This is a genomic window from Sphingopyxis sp. BE235 (assembly GCF_031457175.1).
In the GTDB taxonomy this organism is placed as follows: Bacteria; Pseudomonadota; Alphaproteobacteria; order Sphingomonadales; family Sphingomonadaceae; genus Sphingopyxis.
On sequence record NZ_JAVDWC010000003.1, the window covers coordinates 104,420 to 128,809 of the forward strand.

Sequence of the window (24,390 nt, forward strand, 5' to 3'; positions counted from 1 at the left end):
CTGACCTGATGCTGGTGGGCCTAATCTTCGACGCCGACGGTGAAGCGGATCGCCGGATAGCCAAGCACGAGCGCGGGCAGATGGCTTCATGCCGCCCAACGTGAATAAAGAAAAGCCCCTCTCCTTTAGGAGAGGGGCTTTGACGGTTAGCCGAGGCCCGAGAAGCGGATGTCCTGGACGCGGCCATAACGAACCTCGCAAGTGAACTTGCCCTTGTCGTAATAGCCGCCGCGGCCCCAGCGGTCGCCATAGCCATCGCGCACGATGACGCGGCCCTTGACGCGGTAACCGTCGCGCTTGCGGTCGATGCTGGTGACCTCGGTCACGTCAGTGCGGCCATAGCGGCGGCTGCCGCGCTCGACGGCGCCGACGCACTGGCTGACCGCGCGGCGGCTGTTGCCATAGCGGTTATAGTCATAGCCATAGCCGTAGCGGGGATCGTCGTAGCGCCCGCGATAGCGATCGTCGTAGCGGCCATCATAACGGTCGTAGCGGTCGTTGTCGCCGCTCGACAGGATCGCCGCGAGGCCGCCGATTACGACGGCGCCGGCGATGATTTCGCCCGCGCTGATTCCGTCGCGGTCATAGCGATCGCGCGCGGCGGCAGGGGCGGCGCTCATCAGCATCGCGCCGGCGGTGGCCGCACCAATTGCGGCTTTGGTCAGGGTGGTTTTGATAGCCATGGTTCGGTCTCCTTAAGCGCAGGCAGCAGCTTCGCGGCCTGTTGGAGACGGTTTACCGGTGTGGCTGTGACAGGGCGCTGAACCCACCGCTTATCTGGGGTTCAGACTTGGTTTCGCTGGCGTTCATAAAGGAAAAAGGCCCCTCGCCACGGAGGCGAGAGGCCTTTTACCGGTGTGGATAGTGTCAGCCGAAATTGACGTCGACAACGCGGCCATTGCGATAGCTGCAGCCAAAGCTGCTCACCTCGCCGCCAAGGCGCGAGGCGGTGCCGGTGACGTACCAGCCGCCGTTGTTCGGCTCGGTGCCGGTGATGCTGTCGACGCGGGCGTCGTCGCCCATCTCGCCCTCGACCGCCCAGCTGCAGGCGTCGGCGGCGCGCCCTTCGGCCTCGCCGCGGCCATAGGCGCCGGGGGTGATGTCGTTCGGTGCATCGGGTTCGTAGCGCGGCACCTCCTGCCGCTGGTCGTCGCCGCGATAAGGCGGCTCGTAACGATAGTCGGGCGCCCGCTCGCGCTTGTTCTTGCTCACCGAGCTCGCGATGGCGGCGATCGTGCCGATGACGAGCAGCCCGCCGAGCACGTCGCCGGTGCTGATATTGTCGCGGTCGCGATAACCCCAGCCGCCATGATGATGGCGCCCGCGCGCTTCGGCGGGCACGGCGCTGAGACCGACCGAGGTCAGGACGATCGCCGCTGCGGTGGTGAAGCTGGTCAATTTACGCATCGAGGGAAGCTCCCCTTCGGCGGGCTCAGGATGGTCCAGCCCGCAATGTCACCGCCCTACGCGCGCGATGCTTTCGCACCGCTGAACCGTGGCCGCCGCCCGATGAGGCGAGCTTGGTGGCATCCTTCCTTTTATCGTCACCCCGGACTTGATCCGGGGTCCCGCTTGCGATCGATACGCCGGAAAAGCGGGATCCCGGGTCAAGCCCGGGATGACGAAAAGAACCGAAAGGCCCGCCATCCTTGGGATGACGGGCCTGTTACAGATGACCAGACCTGTTCCCGGGTATCAGCAGACGCAGCGCGGCGCGGCCTTGGGTCTCGGCTTCCACTTTTTCTTCGCGACATAGCGTTTCCGCACCGGAACATTTTCATAATAGGTGCGCGTCGACGTCTCGACCGTTTCGGTCACGATCGGCGCGCCGTTGATGATCGTCGTGACGACGACGCCGGGGGTGTAATAGCCGTAGCCATAGCCGTAGCCGCTGTGCTGGTAAGTCGTCGCATAGCCACCGGGATAGGTGCCGCCGGGATAATAGCCGCCCTGATAATGGCCACCCTGGTAGCGGGCGCTGCGGCTCGACCAATATTCGTCGCATTTCTTCTTGTCGGCTGCACTGCCGATCGCGCTGCCGGCCAGCGCGCCGAGCCCGCCGCCGATCAGCGTGCCCGCGGTGCGGTCGCCGCGTCCGGCTATGCGGTTGCCGGCGATGCCCCCCACGAGCCCGCCGACAACCGCGCCGCCCACTGTGCCCCCCCGGCCACAGCGGCGTTCCATCTCTTCGTCGTAACGCGCGTCATACCCACCGTGATAACGGGGGTCGTAAGCGGGCGGCGGCGGATAGCCGGCGCCATGGCCCTCGATCGTGCCTTCATAACGGCCTTCGTAGCGGCGGCCGTCGGATGTCTCGTACGTGCCGTCCCAGGTGCCGGTCCAGCGGCCCTCGGCGTCATAGGTGCCATTGACGTGGCGATAATCGACTTCGCTCGGCACGCGGTCGGGATAGCCGGTGTAAACACGGGTATCGGGATCGGCGGGAACGCCATAGTCGAGCGCGGGCTGCTCGGCGCGCGTATGGCTCGCCAGCAACAACGACCCTGCGGCCATTCCCAACAACACGAACGTGCGCATGACTTACTCCCTGTTCCCTCGGCCGAACCGATTGGTTAACAGTTTGTTAGCAAAATTAGCGCCTTTTCGCGAATCCGTTAACCGTGACTTATCTGTCCCGATTTGGGGCGGGGTTTCAGGCCGCGAGCGCGGCCGCGATGCGCGCGACGAGCGCTTCGGCACCTGCCTGGTCGGCGGCGGTGAAGCGGCCGGGGATCGGACTGTCGAGGTCGAGCACGCCGACCAGCCGGTCGTTCGCGATCACCGGCACGACGAGCTCGCTGCGGCTGTCGGCGTCGCACGCGATATGGCCGGGAAAGGCGTGGACATCGTCGACGCGCTGGGTGACGCGAAGCCGCGCAGCGGCCCCGCACACGCCCTTGTCGAGCGGAATGCGGATGCACGCCGCCTTGCCCTGGAACGGGCCAAGCACCAGCTCGGTCCCGTCGAAGCGATAGAAGCCTGCCCAGTTGAGGTCGGGGATCGCCTGCCAGATCAGCGCCGCGACATTCGCCATATTGGCGATGCCGTCGGGTTCGCCCGCGACGAGCGCGGCCGCGGCGTCACCCGCCTCGGCCCAGCGCTCGGCGGGATCGGTGGCGGAGAAGGCGAGGGCGAAGGACATTATTCGACGCTCAGCCCCGTCCACTTCGCCGCAAAGGCATATTTGTCGGCCGCCTCGGCGATGATCTTGTCGGTCGGCTTGCCGCTGCCGTGGCCCGCGCGCGTTTCGACGCGGATCAGGTGCGGCTTGTCGCCCGCCTTCGCATGCTGGAGCGCTGCGGTATATTTGAAGCTGTGCCCCGGCACGACGCGGTCGTCGGTGTCGGCGGTCGTCACCAGCACCGCGGGATAGGCGGTGCCGTCCTTGATATTATGGTACGGCGAATAGGCGAGCAGATTCTTGAAATCGCCCTCCTTTGACGGATAGCCATAATCGTCGACCCAATAGCGGCCGGCGGTGAAGCGGTCGAAGCGCAGCATGTCCATCACGCCGACCGCGGGCAGCGCCGCGGCGAACAGGTCGGGGCGCTGGTTGGTCACCGCGCCGACGAGCAGCCCGCCGTTCGATCCGCCCTCGATCGCGATCTGGCCCTTGCCTGCGATACCTTCGGCGATCAGATATTCGCCCGCGGCGATGAAATCGTCGAAGACATTCTGCTTCTTGTCGAGGCGCCCGGCGTCGTGCCACGCCTTGCCATATTCGCCGCCGCCGCGCAGGTTCGCGATCGCGAGCACGCCGCCCTTGTCGACCCAGGCGAGCTTGGTCGGCGAAAAGCCGGGGGTCATCGAGACGTTGAAGCCACCATAGCCATAGAGCAATGTCGGCGATCCCTTGCTGCGGTCGAGGCCCTTTTTCATCACGACGAACATCGGCACTTCGGTGCCGTCCTTCGACTTGTAGAAACGCTGCTCGACGCTGAAGTCGGCGGGCTTGAAGGTCAGCTTCGGTTCGGCGAAAATCTCGCTCTTCCCGGTCTGCGTGTCGAAGCGATAGATCGTCGTCGGCCGCGCATAGCTCGAGAAGCTGTAGAAGGTCTCGGGATCGCTCGACTTGCCGCCGAAGCCCGAGGCCGCGCCGATGTCGGCGAGATTGATGTTGGCGATCGGCTTGCCGTCGAGCGCGACCATGCGCGCCTCCGACTTGGCATCGCCGAGGTAGGAGAGAATCAGCCGGTTGCCGACGCGCGATGCGCCGACCAGCGTCGCCTCATTCTCGCCGACCAGCTGCGTCAGCGCGGCGGGCTTTTTGATGTCCAGCGACACGATGCGTCCGCGCGGCGCGCCCTTGTTGGTGACAAAGGTAAAGCGCGTACCCTCATTGGTCACATATTCCCAGTTGTTCGCAAAATCGTCGACAAGCGTGATCGGCTTCGCGCCGCGCTTGCCGAGCGGATACAGCGTCAGACCATAGCGTTCGTCGGTGCCTTCGGACGAGACGACGAGCAGATATTGGCCGTCGTCGGTGACGACCGCGCTGTTGTTGAGCTTGGGCTTGTCGGGGGTCGCGTGGATCAGCACGTCCGCGCTCTGCGGCGTCCCGAGCTTGTGGAAATAGACGCTGTGATTTTCGTTGAGCGACTGAAAGGCTTCGCCCTCTTTAGGCTCGGGGAAGCGCGAATAATAAAAGCCGCTGCCGTCCTTCGCCCAGTCGAGTGCCGAAAATTTGACCCAGCGCACCTCGTCGGACAGGTCCTGACCCGTTGCGACATCCTTGACGCGCACGATGCGCCAGTCGGTGCCGCCGTCCTGCACCGAATAGAGGAGATGCTTGCCATCTTCCGACGGGTTCCACTCGCCGAGCGCGGTCGCGCCGTCCTTCGCCCAGCTATTGGGGTCGATCAGTATGCGACCTTCTCCTTTGAGCCCTTCGCGGACATAGAGCACCGACTGCGGCTGCAGCCCGTCGTTGCGGCTATAGAAATAGCGCGTTCCGGCCTTCGTCGGCAGGCCGAAGCGTTCGTAATTGTAAAGCTCGGTCATCCGCTCCTTGAAGCTGTCGCGGCCGGGCAGCGTTTCGAGATAGGTGTCGGTGACCTTGTTCTGCGCCGCGACCCAGTCGGCGACCTTCGGATTGACGCGGACGTCGTCCTCCAGCCAGCGATAGGGGTCGGCAACGTCGACGCCGAACTGCGGATCGACCGTGTCGCCGCGCGTGGTGTCGGGATAGGTCAAGGCCTTGGCCGTCGCCGATGTCGCCGCGGCGTCGGCCGCCGCTGCTGCGCCCGGGATCATCGTCAGGGCAACGAGCGCGAGCGGCGCGGACAGGGCTTTACGGGACATGGCAAGGCGATCCTCATTCTCTGCGGGAAATTATCGTGCGTCGATATGTAAGCATCGGCAAGGGGCGGGCAAGGGGATTTGATGCCCGTCAGGCGGGATCGAGCGATCCGCGATAGGCGACGATCAATCCGATCAGCGGCGCGGCGATTTCGACGTCGAAGCGAAAGCTGCCGTCGGCCTCGGTTTCAAAGCTGGGGCCGCGCGGCATCAGCCAGCGCGGCATCGGGACGCCAAAGGCCGACCAGCGGCGCGGGACCAGATGAAGGCGGTTCTTCTCGACCACGAGCGCCATCGCGAACGATAGCGGGCCGAAGCGCTCGACGAGCAGATAGTCGTTCCGGCCGGTGCCGCGCGACTGCAACGACGCAAAGCGCTCGCCGCCGAATTCGCGGACCCAGCGTTCGCCGCCCTTTTCGGGCGTAAAGGCGACCGTGACGGGGACGCGCGCAGCCGCTTTCGGAAAGCCGACGATCGCGGCGGCGATCCGCGCGAGCAGCCCGGTGCCGCGGCGCACTTCGGCGTGACCCTGCCACCGGCGTTCGGCCTTGCTTCCGTGCAGCAGCCGAAGCGTCGGCGGCAGCGTGTCGAAGGCGGTCCCGAGAAGCTGACGATAGAGCGGCGCGTCGGGCTCTTCGCTGCGAAAGCCGGTGTGAATCGATCGGTTCGCGAACAGCGCGTCATAGTCGGCGAGTCTCAGCGCATCGACGCTCGACCGCGCGCCGGCGGCCGGACGATCGCCGGCGCGCAATTTGCGGACGATCGCCTCGATCGCCATCGACGGGATATAGGGCCCATCATCGCCTTCGGCCAAAAGATGCCAGCTCCGTTCGGCCATTTTTCCTTCGGCAAGCCCGCGCGCGCGAATGAACATCCCGCCGCGATGCTCGCCGAAGCGCATGCGGTTGAGCACCGCGTAGAAGAGGCGCGAGAAGGGTTCGAACGACGGCAGGCGAAAGCGCGCGCGGGCTTTTGCCAGCAGGTTCAGGATGCGATGCAGGATCTCGGGCACCGGCCCCGCGCCCATCCAGATATCGGTGAGCGCAGGCCAGGCGCGCGGAATGAGTTGGAGATCGGGGACGTCGACGAGCGAGAAATGGATGTTCCTGAGTGGCAGCCGGCCGGGGACCGCGACGGTATAGCGCAGGCTTTCCGCAAGCCCGATGCCGTGCGCATCCTTGCCGCCGCGTCGCAGCTTCACCGGGGCGCCGGCATAGCCGACGACCGCGCGCATCACGTTGAGCCCGATGCCCGCAAAGGGCGACGGCGCGATCCCGCCCTCGACCGCGCGGACGTCCATCGTCTTTGCCATTTCGCGCAACACCGCGCCGGTGAGCGCGGGGAAACTGCTGACCCCCGACAGGATGAAGATGCCCGCGGTCTTCGCCGCGGCATCGAAGCGGTCGATGCCGAAGACGAAATCGGCGCCGTCGGCGAAATCGAGATAGTCGACTTTCGCCGCGATGCACGCCTCGACCACCCGATAGCCGTCGGCGCCATAATCCTGGAAGGGTCCCGAAGCATCGACGACGAGGTCGGGACGGAGCCGATCCAGCGCCGCAGCGGTATCGCGCCGGTCGAGCCTATGCGGATTGACGCGCGCGATGCCGCGATAGGCGGTGCAGAAGCGCTCCGCTCGGCCGAGGTCGCGGCCGCAGATGAAGAGGTCGATGTCGGGCACGTCGGCGAGCAGTTCAGCAAGGCGTCCGCCGAACACGCCATAGCCGCCGAGGATCAATATCTTCATTCTAATATCCGGTTTTGATATTCGGGCGGCGCGACCCAGCAGGTCGCGCGCTTTCCGAACAGACGGTAGCGATGGCGCGCGATCCAGCGGTAAATGGGGTCCCGGAAGAATGCCGGGACCAGGCGAAAGAGCGCGAGCACCCGCCACGGCCATCCGAGTCCCTCATAGATTGCGAGCACGGCATCGCTGTCGCGCCGAACGCGTGCGCCATCGATAATTAGAATGCTCGTCGGGTCGCGCGGATCGAGGCCATGTTCGCGGCACAGCGCGGCACCCGCCACCCCCTGGATCGATGCGAGGCGGAACCGCGCGACCTTGTCGTGCCGCAGCACGAACTGCGCGTTGGCCGAGCACAGCACGCATTCGGCGTCGAACAGAATGATCGGGCCGGCCGCGTCAGGCATCGCGGAACAATCCGTGCTGATTGAGCAGCTCGCCAAACAGCGGGTGTGTGATCTTGAGGTCGAAGGCGAAGCGGCCGCTGCCGAGATGCTGGTGCGTCACGACCGTTGCGCCGGGGGCGAGCCAGCGAGGAAGGCGGAACCGAAGCCTCCTGTGCTGCCAGAAATAATGGTCTGACATGAAGATCAGCGCATCGGCTTCGGCACGGACCGTTAGCGCCATGCCGAAGCCTCCGCCGATATGCTCTTCGAGTCCGGTTGGGCCCGCAAAGCTCTTCGCGCTGTGGATCACCTGCGGATGGCCGCGCGTCCGGCCATAAAGGCGCGTCCAGCACTGGCCGCCGCTGGTGTGGTCCTTGCTGACCGCGACGGCGGCGGGCGCGGGGCCGCTGGCGCTCGTCGGCAACGGCGCGCCGATCAGGCGGCAGAGCTGGGCAAGCAGCCAGCCGGCGCGAGAGAGGCGCGTCCAGACAATCTCACCGCTATAGGTCGCGACAGCGGTTCCGCAGAGGCGTTTCGAAAAGCGGCGCCGGACGTCGGCGGGCAGCGCGTCCCAGTCCGCGCGCGGAACGAGGCGGCGAAAGCGATCGTCGGCGAGCGTATCGCCGGCATCGCGTGCCGCCGGGACCACTGCCTCGCTCCGTCGTTCCGCACCGCTGCGCATCCTACCGCTCCTGACCGGCGTCCTTGCCCTTGCCCGGACGCCAGTTGATCAGCTTCGTTACCCCGGCGCCGAGCTTGATCAGCCGCATCAGCGCAGGTTTGGGCACGCTCAGCATTTCGTCGTGCCAGCGCCCCATCGTTGTCACGAAATCGAGCATGTCGGACAGGCGTGCCTTGGCATCGGGACTGAACCCGGGGTCATTCGCGGCGCGCGCGACGCACGCTTTCAGCGCCGCCTCGGCGGGATCGACCTCGCGTGCCTTGCGGCCCGCGGCGATCCGCGTGACCATTTCCCAGATGTCTTTTTCGGCGGTGAAATGGTCGCGCCGGTCGCCGAGCAACGGGACGCGCTCGATCAGCCGCCAGCCGAGCAGTTCCTTGATCGAGGTGGAGACGTTCGAGCGCGCGAGTCCGAGCATCTCGGCGATCTCCTCGGCGTGGAGCGCGCGGTCGGAGATGAACAGCAAGGCATGGATTTGCGCCACCGAGCGGTTGACACCCCACTGGCCGCCGAGATTACCCCAATGAAGGATGAATTCGGTCGCCGCCGGGGACAGTTTCGAATCATGTTCGGTAATTTCTGTCATAACAGAAATATCGGACGAAACAGGATGGATGTCAATCGGGCATGAAAAAGGGCGGCGATCCTTTCGGATGCCGCCCTTGTTTCTCGTGTCGCTAGAAGCGCGCCTTATGCGGCTTCCGCCTCGTCGTCATACTGCTCGACGGGACCCGAATCCTGGCCCTTGGCATCGACGTCGCGGTCGACGAATTCGATGATCGCCATCGGCGCCGCGTCCGAGGCGCGGATGCCGGCCTTGATCACGCGGGTGTAGCCGCCGTTGCGGTCCTTGTAGCGCTCGGCCAGCACGTCGAACAGCTTCTTGAGCTGCGTGTCGTCGAGCAGGCGGCTGTTCGCGAGGCGACGGTTGGCAAGGCCACCGCGCTTGGCGAGCGTCACCAGCTTTTCGATATAGGGACGCAGTTCCTTCGCCTTGGCGACGGTCGTCGTGATCTGCTCATGCTTGATGAGCGAAGCCGACATGTTGCGGAACAGGGCCGTGCGATGCGCGCTCGTGCGCTGAAGCTTCCGGCCACCCGATTTATGACGCATAATTCATTCCTTCGTTTGTCAGAGGGGCCGTTCGAGGTACCCCAAGCCAGGTCGATGTGCGGGCCGACCCATTCCCGAAATCGTCATCCCAGCGAAAGCTGGGATCGCTCGCGGCACAATGCCACGATAGCGGCCCCAGCTTTCGCTGGGGCGACGGCTATCTTCAGCCCAGCAGCTCTTGTTCGAGCTTCTTGGCCATTTCTTCGATGTTCTCCGGCGGCCAGCCGGGGATGTCCATGCCGAGACGCAGGCCCATCGACGACAGCACTTCCTTGATTTCGTTCAAGGACTTGCGGCCGAAGTTCGGCGTGCGGAGCATTTCGGCTTCGGTCTTCTGAACGAGATCACCGATATAGATGATGTTGTCGTTCTTGAGGCAGTTGGCCGAACGGACCGACAGTTCGAGCTCGTCGACCTTCTTGAGAAGGAAGCGGTTGAGCTGGTTGACGTCCGATTCATCGGCGGTGGTCGGCGAAGCCGCCATGCCGATGAGGCCGCTGTCGTTCATCGCTTCTTCGAAGTGGACGAAGACCTGGAGCTGGTCCTGGAGGATGCGCGCGGCGTAAGCGACGGCGTCTTCCGGGGTGATCGTGCCGTCGGTTTCGACGGTCAGGTTCAGCTTGTCATAGTCCAGTTCCTGGCCGATGCGGGCATTGTCGACCTTGTAGGCGACCTGGCGCACGGGCGAGTAGAGCGAATCGACCGGGATCAGGCCGATCGGCGCGTCGATCGGACGGTTGGCGGTCGCGGGGACGTAACCCTTGCCGGTGTCGGCAACGAGTTCCATGTTCAGCGTCGCACCATCGTCGAGGTGGCAGATGACGTGGTTCGGGTTCATCACCTTGATGTCGCCCGACACCATGATGTCGCCGGCCTTGACGGTCGCGGGACCGGTCGCCGAAAGCTGAAGCCGCTTCGGGCCTTCGCCTTCCATCTTGAGCGCGATCTGCTTCACGTTGAGGACGATGTCGGTGACATCTTCACGCACGCCGGCGAGGCTCGAGAATTCGTGGAGCACATTCTCGATCTTGATCGACGTGATAGCCGCACCCTGGAGCGACGAGAGCAGCACGCGGCGCAGCGCGTTGCCGAGCGTCAGGCCGAAGCCGCGCTCGAGCGGTTCGGCGACGAAGGTCGCCTTGCGCTTGCCGTCGCTGCCAGCCTTGATTTCCAGGTTGCTGGGCTTCTTCAATTCCTGCCAGTTCCGGATATTGACAGTCATGGATTTCCCTTTGCTTTGGGCGGGACGGGTGGGGGTCGACCACCAGTCCAGCGAGGAGTTTTGTACGGGCGGCGCTCCGGCGGAGCGCGCCCGAAAGACGTCAGACGCGGCGGCGCTTGGCCGGGCGGACGCCATTGTGCGGGATCGGCGTCACGTCGCGGATCGACGTGATGTGGAACCCGACGGCCTGCAGCGCGCGGAGAGCCGATTCACGGCCCGCACCCGGGCCCTTGACTTCGACTTCCAGCGTACGGACGCCATGTTCGGCGGCCTTCTTGCCGGCGTCTTCGGCGCAAACCTGCGCCGCATACGGGGTCGACTTGCGGCTTCCCTTGAAGCCCATCATGCCGGCGCTCGACCAGGCAATCGCGTTGCCCTGTGCGTCGGTGATGGTGATCATCGTGTTGTTGAAGGTCGCGTTGACGTGGGCGACGCCCGACGAGATGTTTTTGCGTTCGCGCCGACGAAGACGCTGCGGTTCACGAGCCATGATATATTCCTAACCTAAATCCTGAATGGCCGGTGGCGGGCGATGCGCCGCTGCCCCGGCAGGGGAAATAAGGAAGCGCGCCCGGATGGACGCGCTCGACCTTATTTCTTCTTACCGGCGATCGCCTTGGCCTTGCCCTTGCGGGTGCGCGCATTGGTGTGCGTGCGCTGGCCGCGGACCGGAAGGCCCTTGCGATGACGCAGGCCGCGATAGCAGGCGAGGTCCATCAGGCGCTTGATGTTCATCGCCGTGTTGCGGCGAAGATCACCCTCGACCGTGTGGTCGGCGTCGAGCGTTTCGCGGATCTGGAGGATTTCGGCATCCGAAAGATCCTGAACGCGACGCGTGTGGTCGATGCCCAGCTTGTTGGCGATGTCGACAGCGCTCTTGCGACCGATGCCGTGGATGTAGGTGAGCGCGATGATTACGCGCTTGTTGGTGGGCAAGTTGACGCCCGCAATACGTGCCATTGGTAACTTTCTCCTGCTCCACGGGGCCGTAGGCAATCGGTCCCATCTCAAAGCGTCTGATTTTCCAACGCAAAAAACGGACCACGATGCGCGCATGGCGCTTCGCCGTCCGGTCAGGCTGTCGGAATGGACGCGCAACTAAGGTGAGTCGGGCTGATTGTCAAGCGAAGTGCGGTGGTTTGAAGCCGTGGATCACCGCTCAGGATGGCGATGTAAGGGCGACCGCGCGATCATGCAAGCGGTCGACAACGGCGGCATGGATTCCGGGGGCGCAGGCGATGACGCCGAACGCCTGCGCGCGCGGGGTATTGAAGCGCAAAGGGGCGCCGAACGCGTCGGTCACCGTCGCTCCGGCCTCGCTGGCGATCAGCGCCGCGGCGGCGACATCCCACTCGAACCCCCAGCGCAGCGTTGCGACGAGGTCGGCGCGGTCGTCGGCGACGAGCGCCATGCGCAGCGCGATGCTGTTCGGCTTGGTGACGATGACCAGGTCGCTGTCGACCTTGGGCAGCGCATCGGCGGGGACGCGCGATCCGGCGAAAGTCGTGCGCTGGCTGGCGTGCAGCGTTTCGCCGTTGAGCAGCGCGCCCTGGCTCTTTTGTGCGACCCATAGTTCGTCGAGCGCGGGGGCGTAGAGGATGCCGAACTCGGGCGTGCCGTCGATCACGAGCGCGACCGACACGCACCAACCGGGCCGGCCGCGGATGAAATCGCGCGTGCCGTCGATCGGGTCGACGCACCACATCGCGCGGCACGACAGCCGCGCTTCATTGTCGGCGGTTTCTTCGGACAGCCACCCCGCCTCGGGCACCATCGCGCCGAGCACGGCCTTCAGCCGCGCATCGACCGCCAGATCGACGTCGCTGACCGGATTGTCGTGCGACTTGTTCCAGACATTGACTGCTTGCCCCTCGCCGCGCCAGCGCGCCATCGCCATGTCGCCGACTTCGCGCGTCGCGGCGATCGCGGCTTCGAGGTTGCGGCCGGGCATCGGCGGCGGTCTCTAGCTCGACGCGACGGTCATGCCGTCGATGCGCAGCGTCGGCGCGTTGGTGCCATGGCGGAATTCGAGGTCGTTCGCGGGGATCAGGCCTGCGAACATGTCGATCAGATTGCCCGCGATCGTAAATTCGGCGATCGGCCCGGCGAGAGCGCCATCCTTGATCAGGAAACCCGACGCGCCGCGGCTGTAATCGCCGGTCACCGGATTGACGCCGTGGCCGATCAGTTCGGTGATATAGACGCCGTCGGCGATGCCCTCCATCAGCGCCGCGGGTGTCACGCTGCCCGCCGCGAGGTGCAGGTTGCTCGCGCCCACCCCCGACGCGCCGCCGCCGCGGCTGGCATGGCCGGTCGGCGCCAGGCCGAGCTGTTTCGCCGATGCGGTGTCGAGCAGCCAGCCGGTGATCTTGCCACCGGCGACGATGTCGCGCGCCGCGGTGGGCAAGCCCTCGCCGTCGAAGGCGCGGCTGCGCAGGCCGCGTGCGCGGTGCGGTTCGTCGCGGATCACGATGCTGCTGTCGAACAGCGTCTGCTCTTCCTTGCCGAGGAGGAAACTGGTGCCGCGCGCGATCGCGGGCCCGGCGATCGCGCCGAGCAGATGGCCGACGATGCCGCCGCTGACGCGCGGATCAAGCAGCACGGGCAGTTTGCCGTTCGGCGCCTTGCCCGGGCTCAGCCTTGCAACAGCGCGCGTACCAGCGCGGTTGCCGATGTCCGCCGCGCTTTCGAGGTCCGCCAGATGATGCGCGCTGTGCCAGCCATAATCGCGCTGCATGCTTGCGCCTTCGCCTGCGATGACGCTCGCCGACAGGCTGTGGCCGCTCGACCCGTAACCGCCGGCAAAGCCATGGCTGGTCGCGAGCGCGAAGCGCGTGCGGCTGTGGCTTGCGCTGCCGCCCTCGCTATTCGTCACGCCGGCGACGGCGCGCGCGGCTTCCTCGACCACCAGCGCGGCTTCGCGCAGCGCGGCCGGGTCGGCTTCGCTGCCGTCATCGAGGTCGAAATCGGGAACCTGCCCCTTGAACAGCAGGTCTTCGGGCGCGAGCCCGGCATAGGGGTCCTCGGGGGCCTCGCGCGCCATCGCGACGCAGCGCTCGACCAGCTTGGCGAGCTCGCCCACGTCCATGTCGGCGGTCGATACGCTCGCGCTGCGCTGGCCGACGAAGACGCGGAGCGAAATATCCTGCCCCTCGGACCGCTCGACATCCTCGAGCGCGCCGAGCCGCATAGAGACCGAGGTTGCGGCGTTGCAATAATAGAGCGCGTCGGCGGCATCGGCGCCGGCTTTCGCAGCGGCGTCGCACAGCATCTGCGCACGATCGAGGGCTTCGGAAACGGTCAGCATGGCCGCGCCCTATACGGCGCGCGGCAAAAAATCAAAACCAGCGCTGAAAAAGGGTCAGTTCGCGATCTTCGCGATGGCGTCGGTGGCGGCCATCGCGCCGCTGATCCACAGGAAGGGCAGCGTGAGTGCTGCAACCCACAGGCGGCGGACGTCGCGGCGGAAGCGCGCATGCAGGCCCCAGCTCGCGAGCGCCTGACGGCTGAGGCGATACCAGTGCCGTTCGGTCGAGCGCGCGACGGGGAGGGCGAGCACGAGCAGCATAACCAGCGCGACGACGATGAAAGCAGACGGCGCGCCGGCAGCGACCGCGCTCATCACGAGCCAGATCTGCAAGGCGGCAAAAGCGAGGAGGGCGGTGGCGGCATGCCACGTCATTCGGCGACCCAGACTCCGTGCCGGCGGCACGCTGACGGTCGTGCGCCTCCAAAGGCGCGGTCCAAATGCTGATGCCATATTACAGCCCCCTAGGCTGGCGATTCCCAGAACCGCACGTTTTGCCCCAAAAATTCCCAAGTCAAGACAGCTTGCCAGTGATTCGTTAATTTTTGCACTCGATTCATCGCGGAATCGCAACGTAATCGGGTCGGGGCGCCGAATTGCTTCAAAATCGGCCATATTCATCGCCTTATCGGCTCACAATTGCGGTCAATGGTCGAGCCTTGTGTACAGTTGGTCGACTTGCTTCCGGGGCTGGCTGCGGTAGCGTCTAGGCCATAGCCGTTCGTTTCAGGAAACCGGGGAAATCAATCATGCGTTATCTCGCCGTTGTGGCCGCCCTTGCCTTGCCCATCGCACCCGCGCTGGGCGCTGGGGAAGGGGCTCCGGCCGCCGAACCGAAGCCCGCGGCGCTTGTCGCCGACGGTGTGCCCGCGGTGCCCGCGGCGCTGGCGGCGGCGACCCGGCCCTATCTCGAATATCGGACCGCGGCGTTCGTCGGCTGGAACCCCGCCGACCGGTCGATGCTCATCGCGACGCGTTTCGGTAACACGGCGCAGCTTCACCGCGTCGCGCGGCCGCTCGGCGCGCGCGAACAGCTCACCTTCGAGGCCGAACCGGTTTCGCATGGCGGCTGGTCGCCCGTGACCGGCGATGTGATGCTGATCGAAAAGGACATCGGCGGCAGCGAATTTTATCAGATTTTCGCGATGAAGGATGGCCGGCTGACGATGCTGACCGACGGAAAAAGCCGCAATTCGCTCGATGCGTGGAGCAAGGACGGTAGCCTCGTCGCTTTCACCTCGACCCGCCGCAACGGCCGCGACAATGATATCTATGTCATGGACCCGCGCGACCCCGCGTCGGCGCGACTGGCCGGGCAGGTCGACAGCAACGGCTGGTCGGTCGCAGGGTTCGCGCCCGACAAGAGCTGGGCGCTCGTCACGCGCTCGGCGTCGGTCGAAAAGACCGATCTGTTCCGTCTCGACCTTGCGAGCGGAAAGATGACGCCGGTCGGTGACCACGGAAAGAAGATCGCTTTCAGCGGCGCCTCCTTCGCGCCCGACGGCACGATCTGGGTGGCGAGCGACGCCGGCAGCGACGTGCAGCGCCTCGGCACGCTCGATCCCGCGACCGGCGCATTCACGCCGCGCGGCCCGGCGGAAAAATGGGATGTCGAGGCGTTCGACATCTCGGGAGACGGGCGTTTCATCGCCTATGCGGTCAACGAGGCGGGCGTGAGCCGGCTGCGCCTACTCGACGTCGCGAGCGGGCGGGCACGCACGGTCGACGCGCTGCCCGCGGGTGTTATTGGGCATATCGACATCGCACCGTGGGGCGCGATCGGCATTGGTTTCACGTCGGCGCGCAGCGCGGCCGATGCCTATAGCATCGACCCCGAAACGCTCGCCGTGACGCGCTGGACGCAGAGCGAGACCGGCGGGCTCGATGTCGCGCGCAACGTCGAACCCGAACTGGTGAGCATCAAGAGCTTCGACGGCACCGCGATGTCGGGTTTTCTCTATCGCCCCGATCCCGCGAAATTTCCGGGCAAACGGCCGCTGATCATGCACGTCCATGGCGGGCCCGAAAGCCAGTGGCGCCCCGAATATCTGGGCAGCACCAACTATATCGTCAATGAGCTGGGGGTCGCCTATTTCTATCCGAACGTCCGCGGCTCGACCGGCTATGGCAAGCGCTTCGTCGGGCTCGATAACGGGCCGTTCAAGCGCGAGGACAGCGTCAAGGACATGGGGGTATTCCTCGATGTTCTCGCCAAGGACGCGCGGCTCGACGCGTCGCGCTTCGGCCTGACCGGGCGCAGCTATGGCGGGTATATGTGCTACGCCGCCGCGACGCATTTCGCCGATAAGCTGCGCGCGAACCTCTGCGTGGTCGCCATCTCCGACTTCGTGACTTTCCTCGAGAATACGCAGGAATATCGCCGCGATCTGCGCCGCGTCGAATATGGCGACGAGCGCGATCCGGCGCAGCGCCGAAAGCTGACGGAAATCTCGCCGCTCACGCGTGTTGCAGACATCCGCAAGCCGCTGTTTGTCGTCACCGGTGCCAACGACCCGCGCGTGCCCGCGTCCGAAGCGGATCAGGTCGTGGCCGCGGTGCGCAAGGGCGGCGGCACTGCCTGGCATCTGGTGGCGACGAATGAGGGACACCAGTGGGGCAAGAAGGAGAATGTGGATTACACATTCTGGTCTTCGCTGCTCTTCTGGCAGACATATCTGCTGAACTGACGGCGGGCGTCACCCTCCGGCGAATGCCGGGCGCGACCGTTCGCCGGAAAGCCGGCTCAGTGCTTCGGCGGGGTCGGCAGCGGCGCCGCGTCGGCTTCGTCGGGGGCGGTCGGCGCGGGCGCCTGGCCGCTCGCCTGACGCTCGAGTTCCTCGGCCGCCTTCTGCCGTTCGGCGAGCGCGCGTTCCTCGGCAACGACCGCGGCTTCGACTTCGTCCGACGCGGCGTCGATGCCCGCGATGCGCTTGGCGCGTTCGTCGGCGATCATCGCCTGCCAGTCAGTCTTGTTCGCGGCCTGGCGTTCGGCCTTCGCGCCGGCGACCAGCGCCTGCGTACAGCCGGTGAAGCCACCGAGGCCGGTGGGCGAGCAGCTGTCGGTGCCAAAGCGGCCGATGCGTTCGACCGCAACAACCTTGTTCGCCCAGGCTTCGTTGCGGACGTCCAGCGGATTGCCGCGGAGCATCTCTGGAACGCGATAGCGTTCGGTTTCGGGAAGCTTCGCGCAGACCAGAATTTCGTCAGCGGCCCCTTTGGGGCATTGGTCGTCGCCGTAGACGACAACCTGATTGACCTTTTCGCCCTCGACCACGGTTTGCTGTGCCGCAGCAGGCATGGCGGCGGCGCTGCCGGCGAGGATCAGCGCGAACAGGGGGAGGCGGGTCATCTCGATCTTCCTTTGTCGTTTCGGGCGGCATGGCAGCCACCACCTGCATCCGTCGTGAACGGCGTCAGCGGTTATTCTATCAGATACGTTTCGACAGCGCGATGGCTGCACGGCAACCCGCGCGGATCGCAAAGCTCAGGACCGGGTAGCCGGGGGCGCTCTCGGCACCCGCCGCAAGCGCGGCTTCCTTATGCTCCAGCTCCTCGGCGCGGAATTCGTCGACCGCGGCGCTGAGCTGGGGATCGCTGTCGCCCAGCTCGTCGAGCTGGTGCTGGTAGTGGCGATCAATCTCGGTCTCGACCGCGGCAGTGCACGCCATCGCGGCGCGCGGCCCCATGGCGGCGGTCACTGCGCCCAAGGCAAAGCCCGCGACGTTCCAGAAGGGCTGGAGCGCGGTCGGGCGCACACCGCGCTTGGCGATCATGGCATCGAAGAATTTGCGGTGCCGCTCTTCTTGTTCGGCCATATGCGCGATCTCGCGCGCCATCGGGTGGCGGTCGCCCATCACCGCCAGCTGGCCCGCGTAGATGCGCGTCGCGCCATATTCGCCCGCCTGGTCGACGCGGATCATCGATGCGGTGCGCTTGTTCATCATGTTGCCGATGTGGTCTTCCGGCGCAGCAAGGTCAAGACGAGCGCGGCCGCGCCCAGTGAGAAGATCGCGTTGAAACCCGCGAGCGAGATGCCGAAGAGCGTCCATTGCGCGGTGTCGCAGCGGATCAGCGGCGCGTTCATGATCGAATCGAGCGACACGGGGCCAGCAGCACCGGTCGCGCAGGTGGTGACGCCTTCCCAGAAGCCATATTCGACCCCGGCGTGAAAGACACCGATCGCGCCGCTCACCGCAATCGCGACGGCGGCGAGCAGCGTGAGCGCACGCATCGCCTTGTCATTGCCGCGCAGCAGCAGCGCGAGCAGCGCGAGCACGATCGCCGCCTGATGCGGCCAGCGCTGCCAGTAACACATCTCGCACGGGTGCAGGCCAAAGCCATATTGCGACACGAGCGCGCCGCCATAGAGCAGCAGCGGCGCAAGAAACGCGGCGACGGGCGCGGAAAGCCGCGAGTTCAGCATGTCCCGCGCCCCTAGTTGCGCGCGGTCGGCTTGGCGGGCTTGACCGGCGGCTTGCCGCTTTGCGCCATGCGCGGGGCGACCGGGCCGATGCGCCCGATCGTCTGCAGCGCATAGTGGAGCTGGAAGTCCTCGATGCCCTTCGCCTTCAGTTCGGCGGCAGTCGCGGTGAAGCGCGGGTCGGCCTTTTCATCCTTCTCAAGCAGGCCGTTGTCGACCTTCTTTTCGTTGATCAGGTGGCGGCGCAGGTCGCTTTCGCGGAACTTCGGCCGCGAGGCATAGTCGGGATCCGAAATCTGCGGCACGCGGATATCGGGCTCGATCCCGCCTTCCTGCACGCTGCGGCCCGACGGGGTGTAGTAACGCGCGGTGGTCAGGCGCAGCGCGGTGGTGTCGGTCAGCGGCAGGACGGTCTGCACCGATCCCTTGCCGAAGCTGCGTTCGCCCATCACGACCGCACGGTGCTGGTCCTGCAGTGCGCCCGCGACGATTTCGGACGCCGAGGCCGATCCCGAGTCGATCAGCACGACGACCGGCGCGCCGCCGGCGAGGTCGCCGGGCTCGGCGAAATAACGTTCGATGTCGCCCTTTTTGCGGCCGCGCTGCGAGACGATCTCGCCGCGTTCGAGGAACAGGTCGCTGATCCCGACGGCTTCGTCGAGCAGCCCGCCGGGGTTTGAGCGGAGGTCGAGAATCCAGCCGCGCGGTTTCTTGCCGAGCGATTTTTCGACCGCCATCATCGCGGCCTTGAGGTCGGTCGTCGCGTCGGCCGAGAAGCTGGTGACGGTGAGCACGCCGACATCGCCGCTGACTTCCCATTTGACGGGCTTCAGGTCGATGATCTCGCGCGTCAGCGTCATTTCGATCGGCTTGTCCTGGCCTTCGCGGACGACGGTGATCCCGATCTCGGTGCCAGGACGCCCGCGCATCTGTTCTACCGCCTCGTCGAGCGTCAGGCCGAAGATCAGTTCCTTGTTGATGTGGGTGATATAATCGCCGGCCTTGATGCCAGCCTTGTCGGCCGGGGTGTCGGCGGTCGGCGCGATCACCTTCACGACGCCGTCTTCCATCGTCACCGACAGGCCGAGCCCGCCATATTCGCCGTCGGTCTGCGTGCGCAGGTTCGAAAAGCCCCGCGCGTCGAGATAGCCCGAATGCGGATCGAGGCTGGCGAGCATGCCGTTGATCGCGCCTTCGATCAGCTTCGAATCGTCGACCGGTTCGACATAGTTGGATTTGACCTCGAGATAGACGTCCATGAAGCGCGAAATTTCTTCCTGCGTCTTCGAATCGACGGTCGCCATCGCGCCGGTCGCGAGCGGAACGAGCGCCAGCGTCGAGAGCGCGGCGGCGCCCTGCCACAAGGCGAAGCGGCGCTTCGGGGACACGGCGGTCTTGGTCGATTCGGTCATGGGCGTCTTTCAGTCACGCGAGAGCAATCCCGCCTTATAATCCCCGGCACGCCATCCTCCTACGCAAATCTGCGGGCGTCAAGCGGTGCATCCCTATGCGAGACAGCGGCCGAACGGGCGATTAACGGTGCCGCTCAGCCGATCATCGCGACAATATCGACGGGGCGGCCGGCGCGGCGGAGCTCGACGGTGATGCGACTGTCGTCCGATCCGGCGCGGCCGATCGGCGCCCCCGAATCGAGCGTATCGCCGACCCCGACCGACAATGCGATCATCCCGGTGAGCAGCGACACCCAGCCACCGCCATGGTCGATGATCACGATCTTGCCATAGCCGCGATAATCGCCGGCAAAGCCGACGCGGCCCGGGGCGGGGGCGACGACCTGCCCACCCGGGCGTGCTGCGATGGTGACGCCGCGCGAACGCACGCCGCTTTCGTTGACCTCGCCCAGCCCCGCGACGATGCGTCCGACGACGGGCAGTCGATAGGCGCCTTGCGTCAATTCGGACTCGGCGGCGGCGGGCGGTACGGCGGCGGCGATGCTGCCTTCGGGGTTGCGCGGACGCGGCAGCGAGCCGGCGAGCTGCGCGAGTTCGGCGCGCACCGCGCTATCGGCTTCGAGCGAGTCCATCAGGTCGACGATATCGCGCGCCTTTTCGCCAAGCCCGAGCGCGCGGTCGGCCTCAAGCTGCGCGCTGCTCATCAGCTCGCGCGAGCGCAGCCGTCCTTCATTTTCGAGCCGCGTGAGCGCGTCGCGGCGCTGCGCGAGCTGGGTCTTGCTCGCCGAAAGCGCCTTCAATGCGATCGCCTGCTGCTGCCGCACCGTCTGCAGCGCCCCGAGTTCGCGCCGCGCTCCGGCGGTGCGGCGCTCGATCACCGGCATCGCGGCGTCGATTACCGCGCGCGCATGCACCATGTCGGTCAGCGATCCCGGCTGCGCGAGCACGCTGACGGGGGGCTGGCGGCTCAATTGCTGAAGCGATGCGGCGAGTTCGAGCAAGGGTTGCTGCTGCTGCGCCAGCCGCGCGCGCTGACCCGCGAGGCGGCGGCTGACGAGCGCGACGCGGGCTTCACCGGCGCCGATGTCGGCCTCGGCCGACTGGATGCGCGCGGCGAGCGCGGCGCTGCGTTTCTTCAGCCGGTCGGCCTCGCTGCTCGCCGCCAACGCCTGTTTTTCGAGCAACGCACTGCGCGCCATCGCCGCCGCCGATTGTTGCTTGGCATCGATCAGCTGCATGCGCTCGCGCGCCGCGATCGCCTGTGGATCGAAGATGTCGATCGGCGCCAGCGCGAGCGCCGCCCCGCCGCCCAAAACGACGGTGATCGCGAGAGCCGCGAGCGCGCGCCTCACTGGCGCCCTTCGCGGTGATAGGGGTGGTTCGCGACAATGCTCGTCGCGCGCCACAATTGTTCGGCGAGCATCGCGCGCGCCATCAGATGCGGCCAGGTCGCGCGGCCAAAGGCGATGACCTTATCGGCGCCTTCGCGCTCCTCGGGGGTGAAACCGTCGGCGGCGCCGAGGCAGAAGCGCGCCTCGCGCACCCCGCCGTCGCGCCATTTTTCGAGCAATTTGGCAAATTCGAGCGACGACATCTGGTCGCCGCCCTCGTCGAGGAGGATGGTGCGGCTATTCTCCGCCGCGGCGGGCAGACGGCCGCCCGTATCGGGAAGCTCCGAAATCTTCTGCGCCCAGGTCACGCGCTTCATATAGCGCTCGACCAGCTCGGCCTCGGGCCCGCGCCCGATGCGCCCGCGCGCGATGATGTGCAGCAACATGAGCGTCCGCCTAGCCGGTAGGCGGGGCGGACGTCAATTTGCCGCGGTAACCGGCGGCGCGTCGCCGAACGACCACATGCGCTCGAGGTTGTAGAAGCTACGCACCTCGGGGCGGAACAGGTGGACGATGACATCGCCCGCATCGAGCAGCACCCAGTCGGCATTGGGCAGCCCTTCGACGCGAACCTGGCGGCCCGCTTCCTGCTTGATCCGCTGTGCCAGTTTCTCGGCGATTGCCGAGACATGGCGCGTCGACCGGCCGCTCGCGATCACCATATGATCGGCGATGCTGCTTTTGCCGGCAAGCGGGATGGAGATGGTTTCCTGGGCCTGATCCTCATCCAGCTGGTGGAGGATCAGCGCGTGGAGCGTATCCACGTTATCGTTGGCGGATGCGGCGCCGGTGGCGGCATCCTGGGTTGCGGAGATCAAATGCGTCCTTTCCTAGTCGGGTCCACAAGGCGCGAACGGGTCAGCGGGTCGCGCAAGGCGCGGCCTTCATAGCGTTCGAACCAGCGGGGGTTGGCCTGCCGTATCGCAGTTGCGGATCGCACATCGGGCGAAAATCGCAGGAACACGAGGGCGGGCGGTCTCCAGTCCGTCCAATGTAATTTCTGGTCCACGGGCCGGACGAAGCGCCGAAGCCAACCCATCGCACGCCTTGCATGGGCACGGTCATTATAGCCCGGACGCGCGATAACCGCAATCGGCATGAGTCGGGCAATCCCCCGCCAGTCGCGCCATTGGGGCAACTGGACCAGATTATCGGCCCCCATGATCCAGATAAACTGCCGGTTCGGGTAACGCCGGACGAGCTTTTTGAGCGTGTCGATCGTGTAGCGCGTGCCGAGTTCGGCCTCGATTCCCGTTGCGCGAATCGGCGAACGCCGCGCCGCGTGCTGCGCCGAGCCGAGGCGCGCGGGGAGCGATGCCATGCCCGCCTTGGGCTTTAAGGGATTGCCGGGCGACACCAGCCACCACAGCTCGTCGAGGCCGAGCGCCTCGATTGCGTTCAAACTGATCGCGCGATGCCCGCCGTGTGCGGGATTGAAGCTGCCGCCGAGGAGGCCGGTGGGGATCACGGCTCAGCTGACCCTTCGACAACCTCAGGCAGCATGTAACATTCAAGATCAGGTTCGCCGGCTCGTTGCGCTTTTAGTCCTAAACGAGCGGCAACCTTGCGGTAGGTCGTGTCGCCCATCTTATCGATCCGCACGGAGACCTTGTTTTCGCACCATCTCACGAGCGGTGTCGCGGCGATGCAACCGTTCAAAGCGATTAGCTCACCCGTTGAAAAGCCGTCCGAAACTTGCGTGCGAAAAACGAGATCTCGGACTTCGCGCTCGGCGATCCAGCGATGATTGGAGAGAATTTCTTCAAGCGACGGAAATTTTTTGTCACGAAGCGAACCGGCTTCGGCCGGCGTCTTGCTCGGGCGGAAGCTCTTCCCGTCGATCACGAAACAAGATGGATCGAGCATGATCGTCAGATAGAGTGGCTCTCGCGTAAAGGGGGCTGCCTTTGAATCGCGGATCGTCTCTACCAAGCGATCGGCGACGATGTTCCGCGCGATTTCTTTTCCGTGGCCTTCATCGGCGCGCAGTTTGAGCAGGGCATCCCGCGCAACAAGCCAAAAAAATGGCGTTGCGGCGATCAGCAAGATGAGGGCCGCCCAGCGAAACCATCGTGCCCTTCTGCTGGGCTTGACGGCCGTCAAAGCCGGACTTGCCCGCTTCCGCGCACCAGCCATTTATAGGTGGTGAGCCCTTCGAGTGCCACGGGCCCTCGTGCATGCAGACGCCCCGTGGCGATGCCGATTTCGGCGCCGAGGCCGAATTCGCCGCCATCGGCGAACTGGGTCGAGGCATTGTGCATCACGATCGCGCTGTCGACGCCCGTCAGGAAGCGCTCGGCGGCCGCCGCATCCTCGGTGACGATTGCGTCGGTGTGGCGGCTCGAATGCGCGTCGATATGCGCGAGCGCGCCGGAAAGGCCGTCGACCAGGGCGATCGATACGATCGCGTCGAGATATTCGGTGTCCCAGTCGCCCGCCGATGCCGCGTCGACATGCGGGCTCAGCGCCGCGACGCCCTTGTCGCCGCGCACTTCGCAGCCCGCCGCGATCAGCGCGTCGATGATGGCGAGCGGCGCGGGGTAGGAGCGGTCGATCAGGATCGTCTCGGTCGCGCCGCAGACGCCGGTGCGACGCATCTTGGCGTTGACGGCAAGCTCGACGGCTTTCGCCGGATCGGCGGCGGCGTCGATATAAAGGTGGTTGATCCCGTCGAGGTGCGCGAGGACGGGCACGCGCGCCTCGTCCTGCACGCGCGCGACGAGGCCCTTGCCACCGCGCGGAATGATGATGTCGATCAGTCCCTGCGCGCGCAGCATCGCGCCGACCGCGGCGCGGTCCTGCGTCGGCACCAGTTGCACCGCATCGGCGGGCAGCCCGGCCTCGACCAGCCCCGCCGCGAAGGCCGCGTGAAGCGCGCGGTTCGAATGCACCGCCTCGCTGCCGCCGCGCAGGATCACCGCATTGCCCGACATCAGCCCGAGCGCCGCGGCATCGGCGGTCACATTGGGCCGGCTTTCATAGATGATGCCGACGACGCCGAGCGGCACGCGCACGCGGCTGAGAACGAGCCCGTTGGGCCGCGTCACGCGATCGATTTCGGCACCCGAGGGATCGGGCAGCGCCGCGACATCGTCGATTGCGTCGGCGATCGCCGCGAGCCGTGCTTCGTCGAGCCGCAGCCGGTCGAGCATCGCGCCCGACAGGCCGTTTTTCTGTCCTGCCGCCATGTCCTCGGCGTTGGCCGCAAGAATATCCGCCGCCCGCGCACGAATCTGCGCCGCCGCTGCAACCAGTCCAGCCGCCTTGTCCGCCGTTGGCGCCAGCGCGAGCGCTTTCGACGCGGCGCGCGCGCGCGCGCCCATGTCGGCGATCAGGGCGGCGGCATCGCCGGGCATCGGCGGGGCGGAGAGGGCTTCGGCGTTCATGGCGCTGCCACTATCACGTTTTACATGAC

Annotated in this window: 27 protein-coding genes; 1 reads left to right on the forward strand and 26 read right to left on the reverse strand. The window is 65.9% G+C overall.

Translation table 11 applies throughout. From position 1 onward, the window contains the following. Window positions 1-146 precede the first annotated feature (146 nt). The 16 genes from J2X38_RS14090 to J2X38_RS14165 form a co-directional block, all read right to left on the reverse strand. Window positions 147-683 carry a hypothetical protein gene (locus tag J2X38_RS14090; RefSeq protein ID WP_058539770.1) on the reverse strand — a complete coding sequence of 179 codons (537 nt, stop codon included), beginning with the start codon at window positions 681-683 and terminating at the stop codon, window positions 147-149. Window positions 684-867: 184 nt separating this feature from the next. Beyond that, on the reverse strand, window positions 868-1,407 hold the full coding sequence (locus tag J2X38_RS14095) for a hypothetical protein (protein ID WP_310255068.1): 540 nt from the start codon (window positions 1,405-1,407) through the stop codon (window positions 868-870). A 288-nt stretch (window positions 1,408-1,695) separates the two neighbouring features. Further along, complete coding sequence (locus J2X38_RS14100) at window positions 1,696-2,538, reverse strand: glycine zipper 2TM domain-containing protein (RefSeq protein WP_058539768.1); 843 nt, start codon at window positions 2,536-2,538, stop codon at window positions 1,696-1,698. Between the two features lie 115 nt (window positions 2,539-2,653). Next, entirely contained in the window at window positions 2,654-3,142 is a 489-nt protein-coding gene (locus J2X38_RS14105) for a GAF domain-containing protein (RefSeq protein WP_310255071.1), read from the reverse strand. Then, complete coding sequence (locus J2X38_RS14110) at window positions 3,142-5,301, reverse strand: prolyl oligopeptidase family serine peptidase (protein ID WP_310255074.1); 2,160 nt, start codon at window positions 5,299-5,301, stop codon at window positions 3,142-3,144. Before J2X38_RS14110 ends, J2X38_RS14105 begins: the two co-directional genes overlap by 1 nt. Before the next feature lie 88 nt (window positions 5,302-5,389). Then, complete coding sequence (locus J2X38_RS14115) at window positions 5,390-7,045, reverse strand: DUF4166 domain-containing protein (RefSeq protein WP_310255076.1); 1,656 nt, start codon at window positions 7,043-7,045, stop codon at window positions 5,390-5,392. After that, window positions 7,042-7,449, reverse strand: a complete 408-nt coding sequence (locus tag J2X38_RS14120; RefSeq protein WP_058539765.1) for a thiol-disulfide oxidoreductase DCC family protein — start codon at window positions 7,447-7,449, stop codon at window positions 7,042-7,044. Before J2X38_RS14120 ends, J2X38_RS14115 begins: the two co-directional genes overlap by 4 nt. After that, the gene (locus J2X38_RS14125) at window positions 7,442-8,110 is read right to left on the reverse strand and encodes a DUF4166 domain-containing protein (protein WP_310255079.1); all 669 of its coding nucleotides are present in this window, start codon (window positions 8,108-8,110) and stop codon (window positions 7,442-7,444) included. Before J2X38_RS14125 ends, J2X38_RS14120 begins: the two co-directional genes overlap by 8 nt. Window position 8,111: 1 nt before the next feature. After that, window positions 8,112-8,696: a MarR family transcriptional regulator gene (locus J2X38_RS14130; protein ID WP_310255081.1), complete on the reverse strand. Its 585-nt coding sequence runs from the start codon at window positions 8,694-8,696 to the stop codon at window positions 8,112-8,114. 104 nt (window positions 8,697-8,800) lie between these two features. Next, window positions 8,801-9,223 carry a 50S ribosomal protein L17 gene (gene rplQ, locus J2X38_RS14135; RefSeq protein ID WP_058539762.1) on the reverse strand — a complete coding sequence of 141 codons (423 nt, stop codon included), beginning with the start codon at window positions 9,221-9,223 and terminating at the stop codon, window positions 8,801-8,803. 163 nt (window positions 9,224-9,386) lie between these two features. Next, window positions 9,387-10,445 carry a DNA-directed RNA polymerase subunit alpha gene (locus tag J2X38_RS14140; protein WP_058539761.1) on the reverse strand — a complete coding sequence of 353 codons (1,059 nt, stop codon included), beginning with the start codon at window positions 10,443-10,445 and terminating at the stop codon, window positions 9,387-9,389. Between the two features lie 100 nt (window positions 10,446-10,545). Next, window positions 10,546-10,935, reverse strand: a complete 390-nt coding sequence (gene rpsK, locus J2X38_RS14145; RefSeq protein ID WP_003040416.1) for a 30S ribosomal protein S11 — start codon at window positions 10,933-10,935, stop codon at window positions 10,546-10,548. 101 nt (window positions 10,936-11,036) lie between these two features. Continuing rightward, on the reverse strand, window positions 11,037-11,405 hold the full coding sequence (rpsM, locus tag J2X38_RS14150; protein ID WP_037513891.1) for a 30S ribosomal protein S13: 369 nt from the start codon (window positions 11,403-11,405) through the stop codon (window positions 11,037-11,039). Between the two features lie 199 nt (window positions 11,406-11,604). Beyond that, complete coding sequence (locus tag J2X38_RS14155; protein ID WP_310255094.1) at window positions 11,605-12,396, reverse strand: 3'(2'),5'-bisphosphate nucleotidase CysQ; 792 nt, start codon at window positions 12,394-12,396, stop codon at window positions 11,605-11,607. Window positions 12,397-12,408: 12 nt separating this feature from the next. Beyond that, entirely contained in the window at window positions 12,409-13,752 is a 1,344-nt protein-coding gene (locus J2X38_RS14160) for a metallopeptidase TldD-related protein (protein WP_310255095.1), read from the reverse strand. Between the two features lie 54 nt (window positions 13,753-13,806). Then, window positions 13,807-14,127: a hypothetical protein gene (locus tag J2X38_RS14165; protein ID WP_310255096.1), complete on the reverse strand. Its 321-nt coding sequence runs from the start codon at window positions 14,125-14,127 to the stop codon at window positions 13,807-13,809. Window positions 14,128-14,501: 374 nt separating this feature from the next. Here J2X38_RS14165 and J2X38_RS14170 point away from each other — a divergent pair, with 374 nt between their 5' ends. Continuing rightward, window positions 14,502-16,439, forward strand: coding sequence for a prolyl oligopeptidase family serine peptidase (locus J2X38_RS14170; protein ID WP_310255097.1), 1,938 nt, complete (start codon window positions 14,502-14,504; stop codon window positions 16,437-16,439). Between the two features lie 56 nt (window positions 16,440-16,495). Here J2X38_RS14170 and J2X38_RS14175 read toward each other — a convergent pair whose 3' ends face one another. From J2X38_RS14175 to J2X38_RS14220, 10 genes are all read right to left on the reverse strand, one after another. Next, the gene (locus tag J2X38_RS14175; protein ID WP_310255098.1) at window positions 16,496-17,101 is read right to left on the reverse strand and encodes a hypothetical protein; all 606 of its coding nucleotides are present in this window, start codon (window positions 17,099-17,101) and stop codon (window positions 16,496-16,498) included. Between the two features lie 79 nt (window positions 17,102-17,180). Beyond that, complete coding sequence (locus tag J2X38_RS14180; RefSeq protein WP_058539755.1) at window positions 17,181-17,696, reverse strand: demethoxyubiquinone hydroxylase family protein; 516 nt, start codon at window positions 17,694-17,696, stop codon at window positions 17,181-17,183. Further along, window positions 17,693-18,175 carry a disulfide bond formation protein B gene (locus tag J2X38_RS14185; protein WP_058539754.1) on the reverse strand — a complete coding sequence of 161 codons (483 nt, stop codon included), beginning with the start codon at window positions 18,173-18,175 and terminating at the stop codon, window positions 17,693-17,695. The genes J2X38_RS14180 and J2X38_RS14185 overlap by 4 nt, the downstream gene beginning before the upstream one ends. 11 nt (window positions 18,176-18,186) lie before the next feature. Next, complete coding sequence (locus J2X38_RS14190; protein WP_310255099.1) at window positions 18,187-19,584, reverse strand: S41 family peptidase; 1,398 nt, start codon at window positions 19,582-19,584, stop codon at window positions 18,187-18,189. A gap of 134 nt (window positions 19,585-19,718) precedes the next feature. Next, the gene (locus J2X38_RS14195) at window positions 19,719-20,936 is read right to left on the reverse strand and encodes a peptidoglycan DD-metalloendopeptidase family protein (protein ID WP_310255100.1); all 1,218 of its coding nucleotides are present in this window, start codon (window positions 20,934-20,936) and stop codon (window positions 19,719-19,721) included. Further along, entirely contained in the window at window positions 20,933-21,361 is a 429-nt protein-coding gene (locus tag J2X38_RS14200) for a 23S rRNA (pseudouridine(1915)-N(3))-methyltransferase RlmH (RefSeq protein ID WP_058539751.1), read from the reverse strand. Before J2X38_RS14200 ends, J2X38_RS14195 begins: the two co-directional genes overlap by 4 nt. Before the next feature lie 33 nt (window positions 21,362-21,394). Then, entirely contained in the window at window positions 21,395-21,793 is a 399-nt protein-coding gene (gene rsfS, locus J2X38_RS14205) for a ribosome silencing factor (protein WP_137893304.1), read from the reverse strand. Then, window positions 21,790-22,443, reverse strand: a complete 654-nt coding sequence (locus tag J2X38_RS14210) for a nicotinate-nucleotide adenylyltransferase (protein ID WP_310255101.1) — start codon at window positions 22,441-22,443, stop codon at window positions 21,790-21,792. Before J2X38_RS14210 ends, rsfS begins: the two co-directional genes overlap by 4 nt. Beyond that, entirely contained in the window at window positions 22,440-23,021 is a 582-nt protein-coding gene (locus tag J2X38_RS14215; RefSeq protein ID WP_310255102.1) for a hypothetical protein, read from the reverse strand. The genes J2X38_RS14210 and J2X38_RS14215 overlap by 4 nt, the downstream gene beginning before the upstream one ends. A gap of 53 nt (window positions 23,022-23,074) precedes the next feature. Beyond that, window positions 23,075-24,361: a glutamate-5-semialdehyde dehydrogenase gene (locus J2X38_RS14220; protein ID WP_310255103.1), complete on the reverse strand. Its 1,287-nt coding sequence runs from the start codon at window positions 24,359-24,361 to the stop codon at window positions 23,075-23,077. Window positions 24,362-24,390 lie beyond the last annotated feature (29 nt).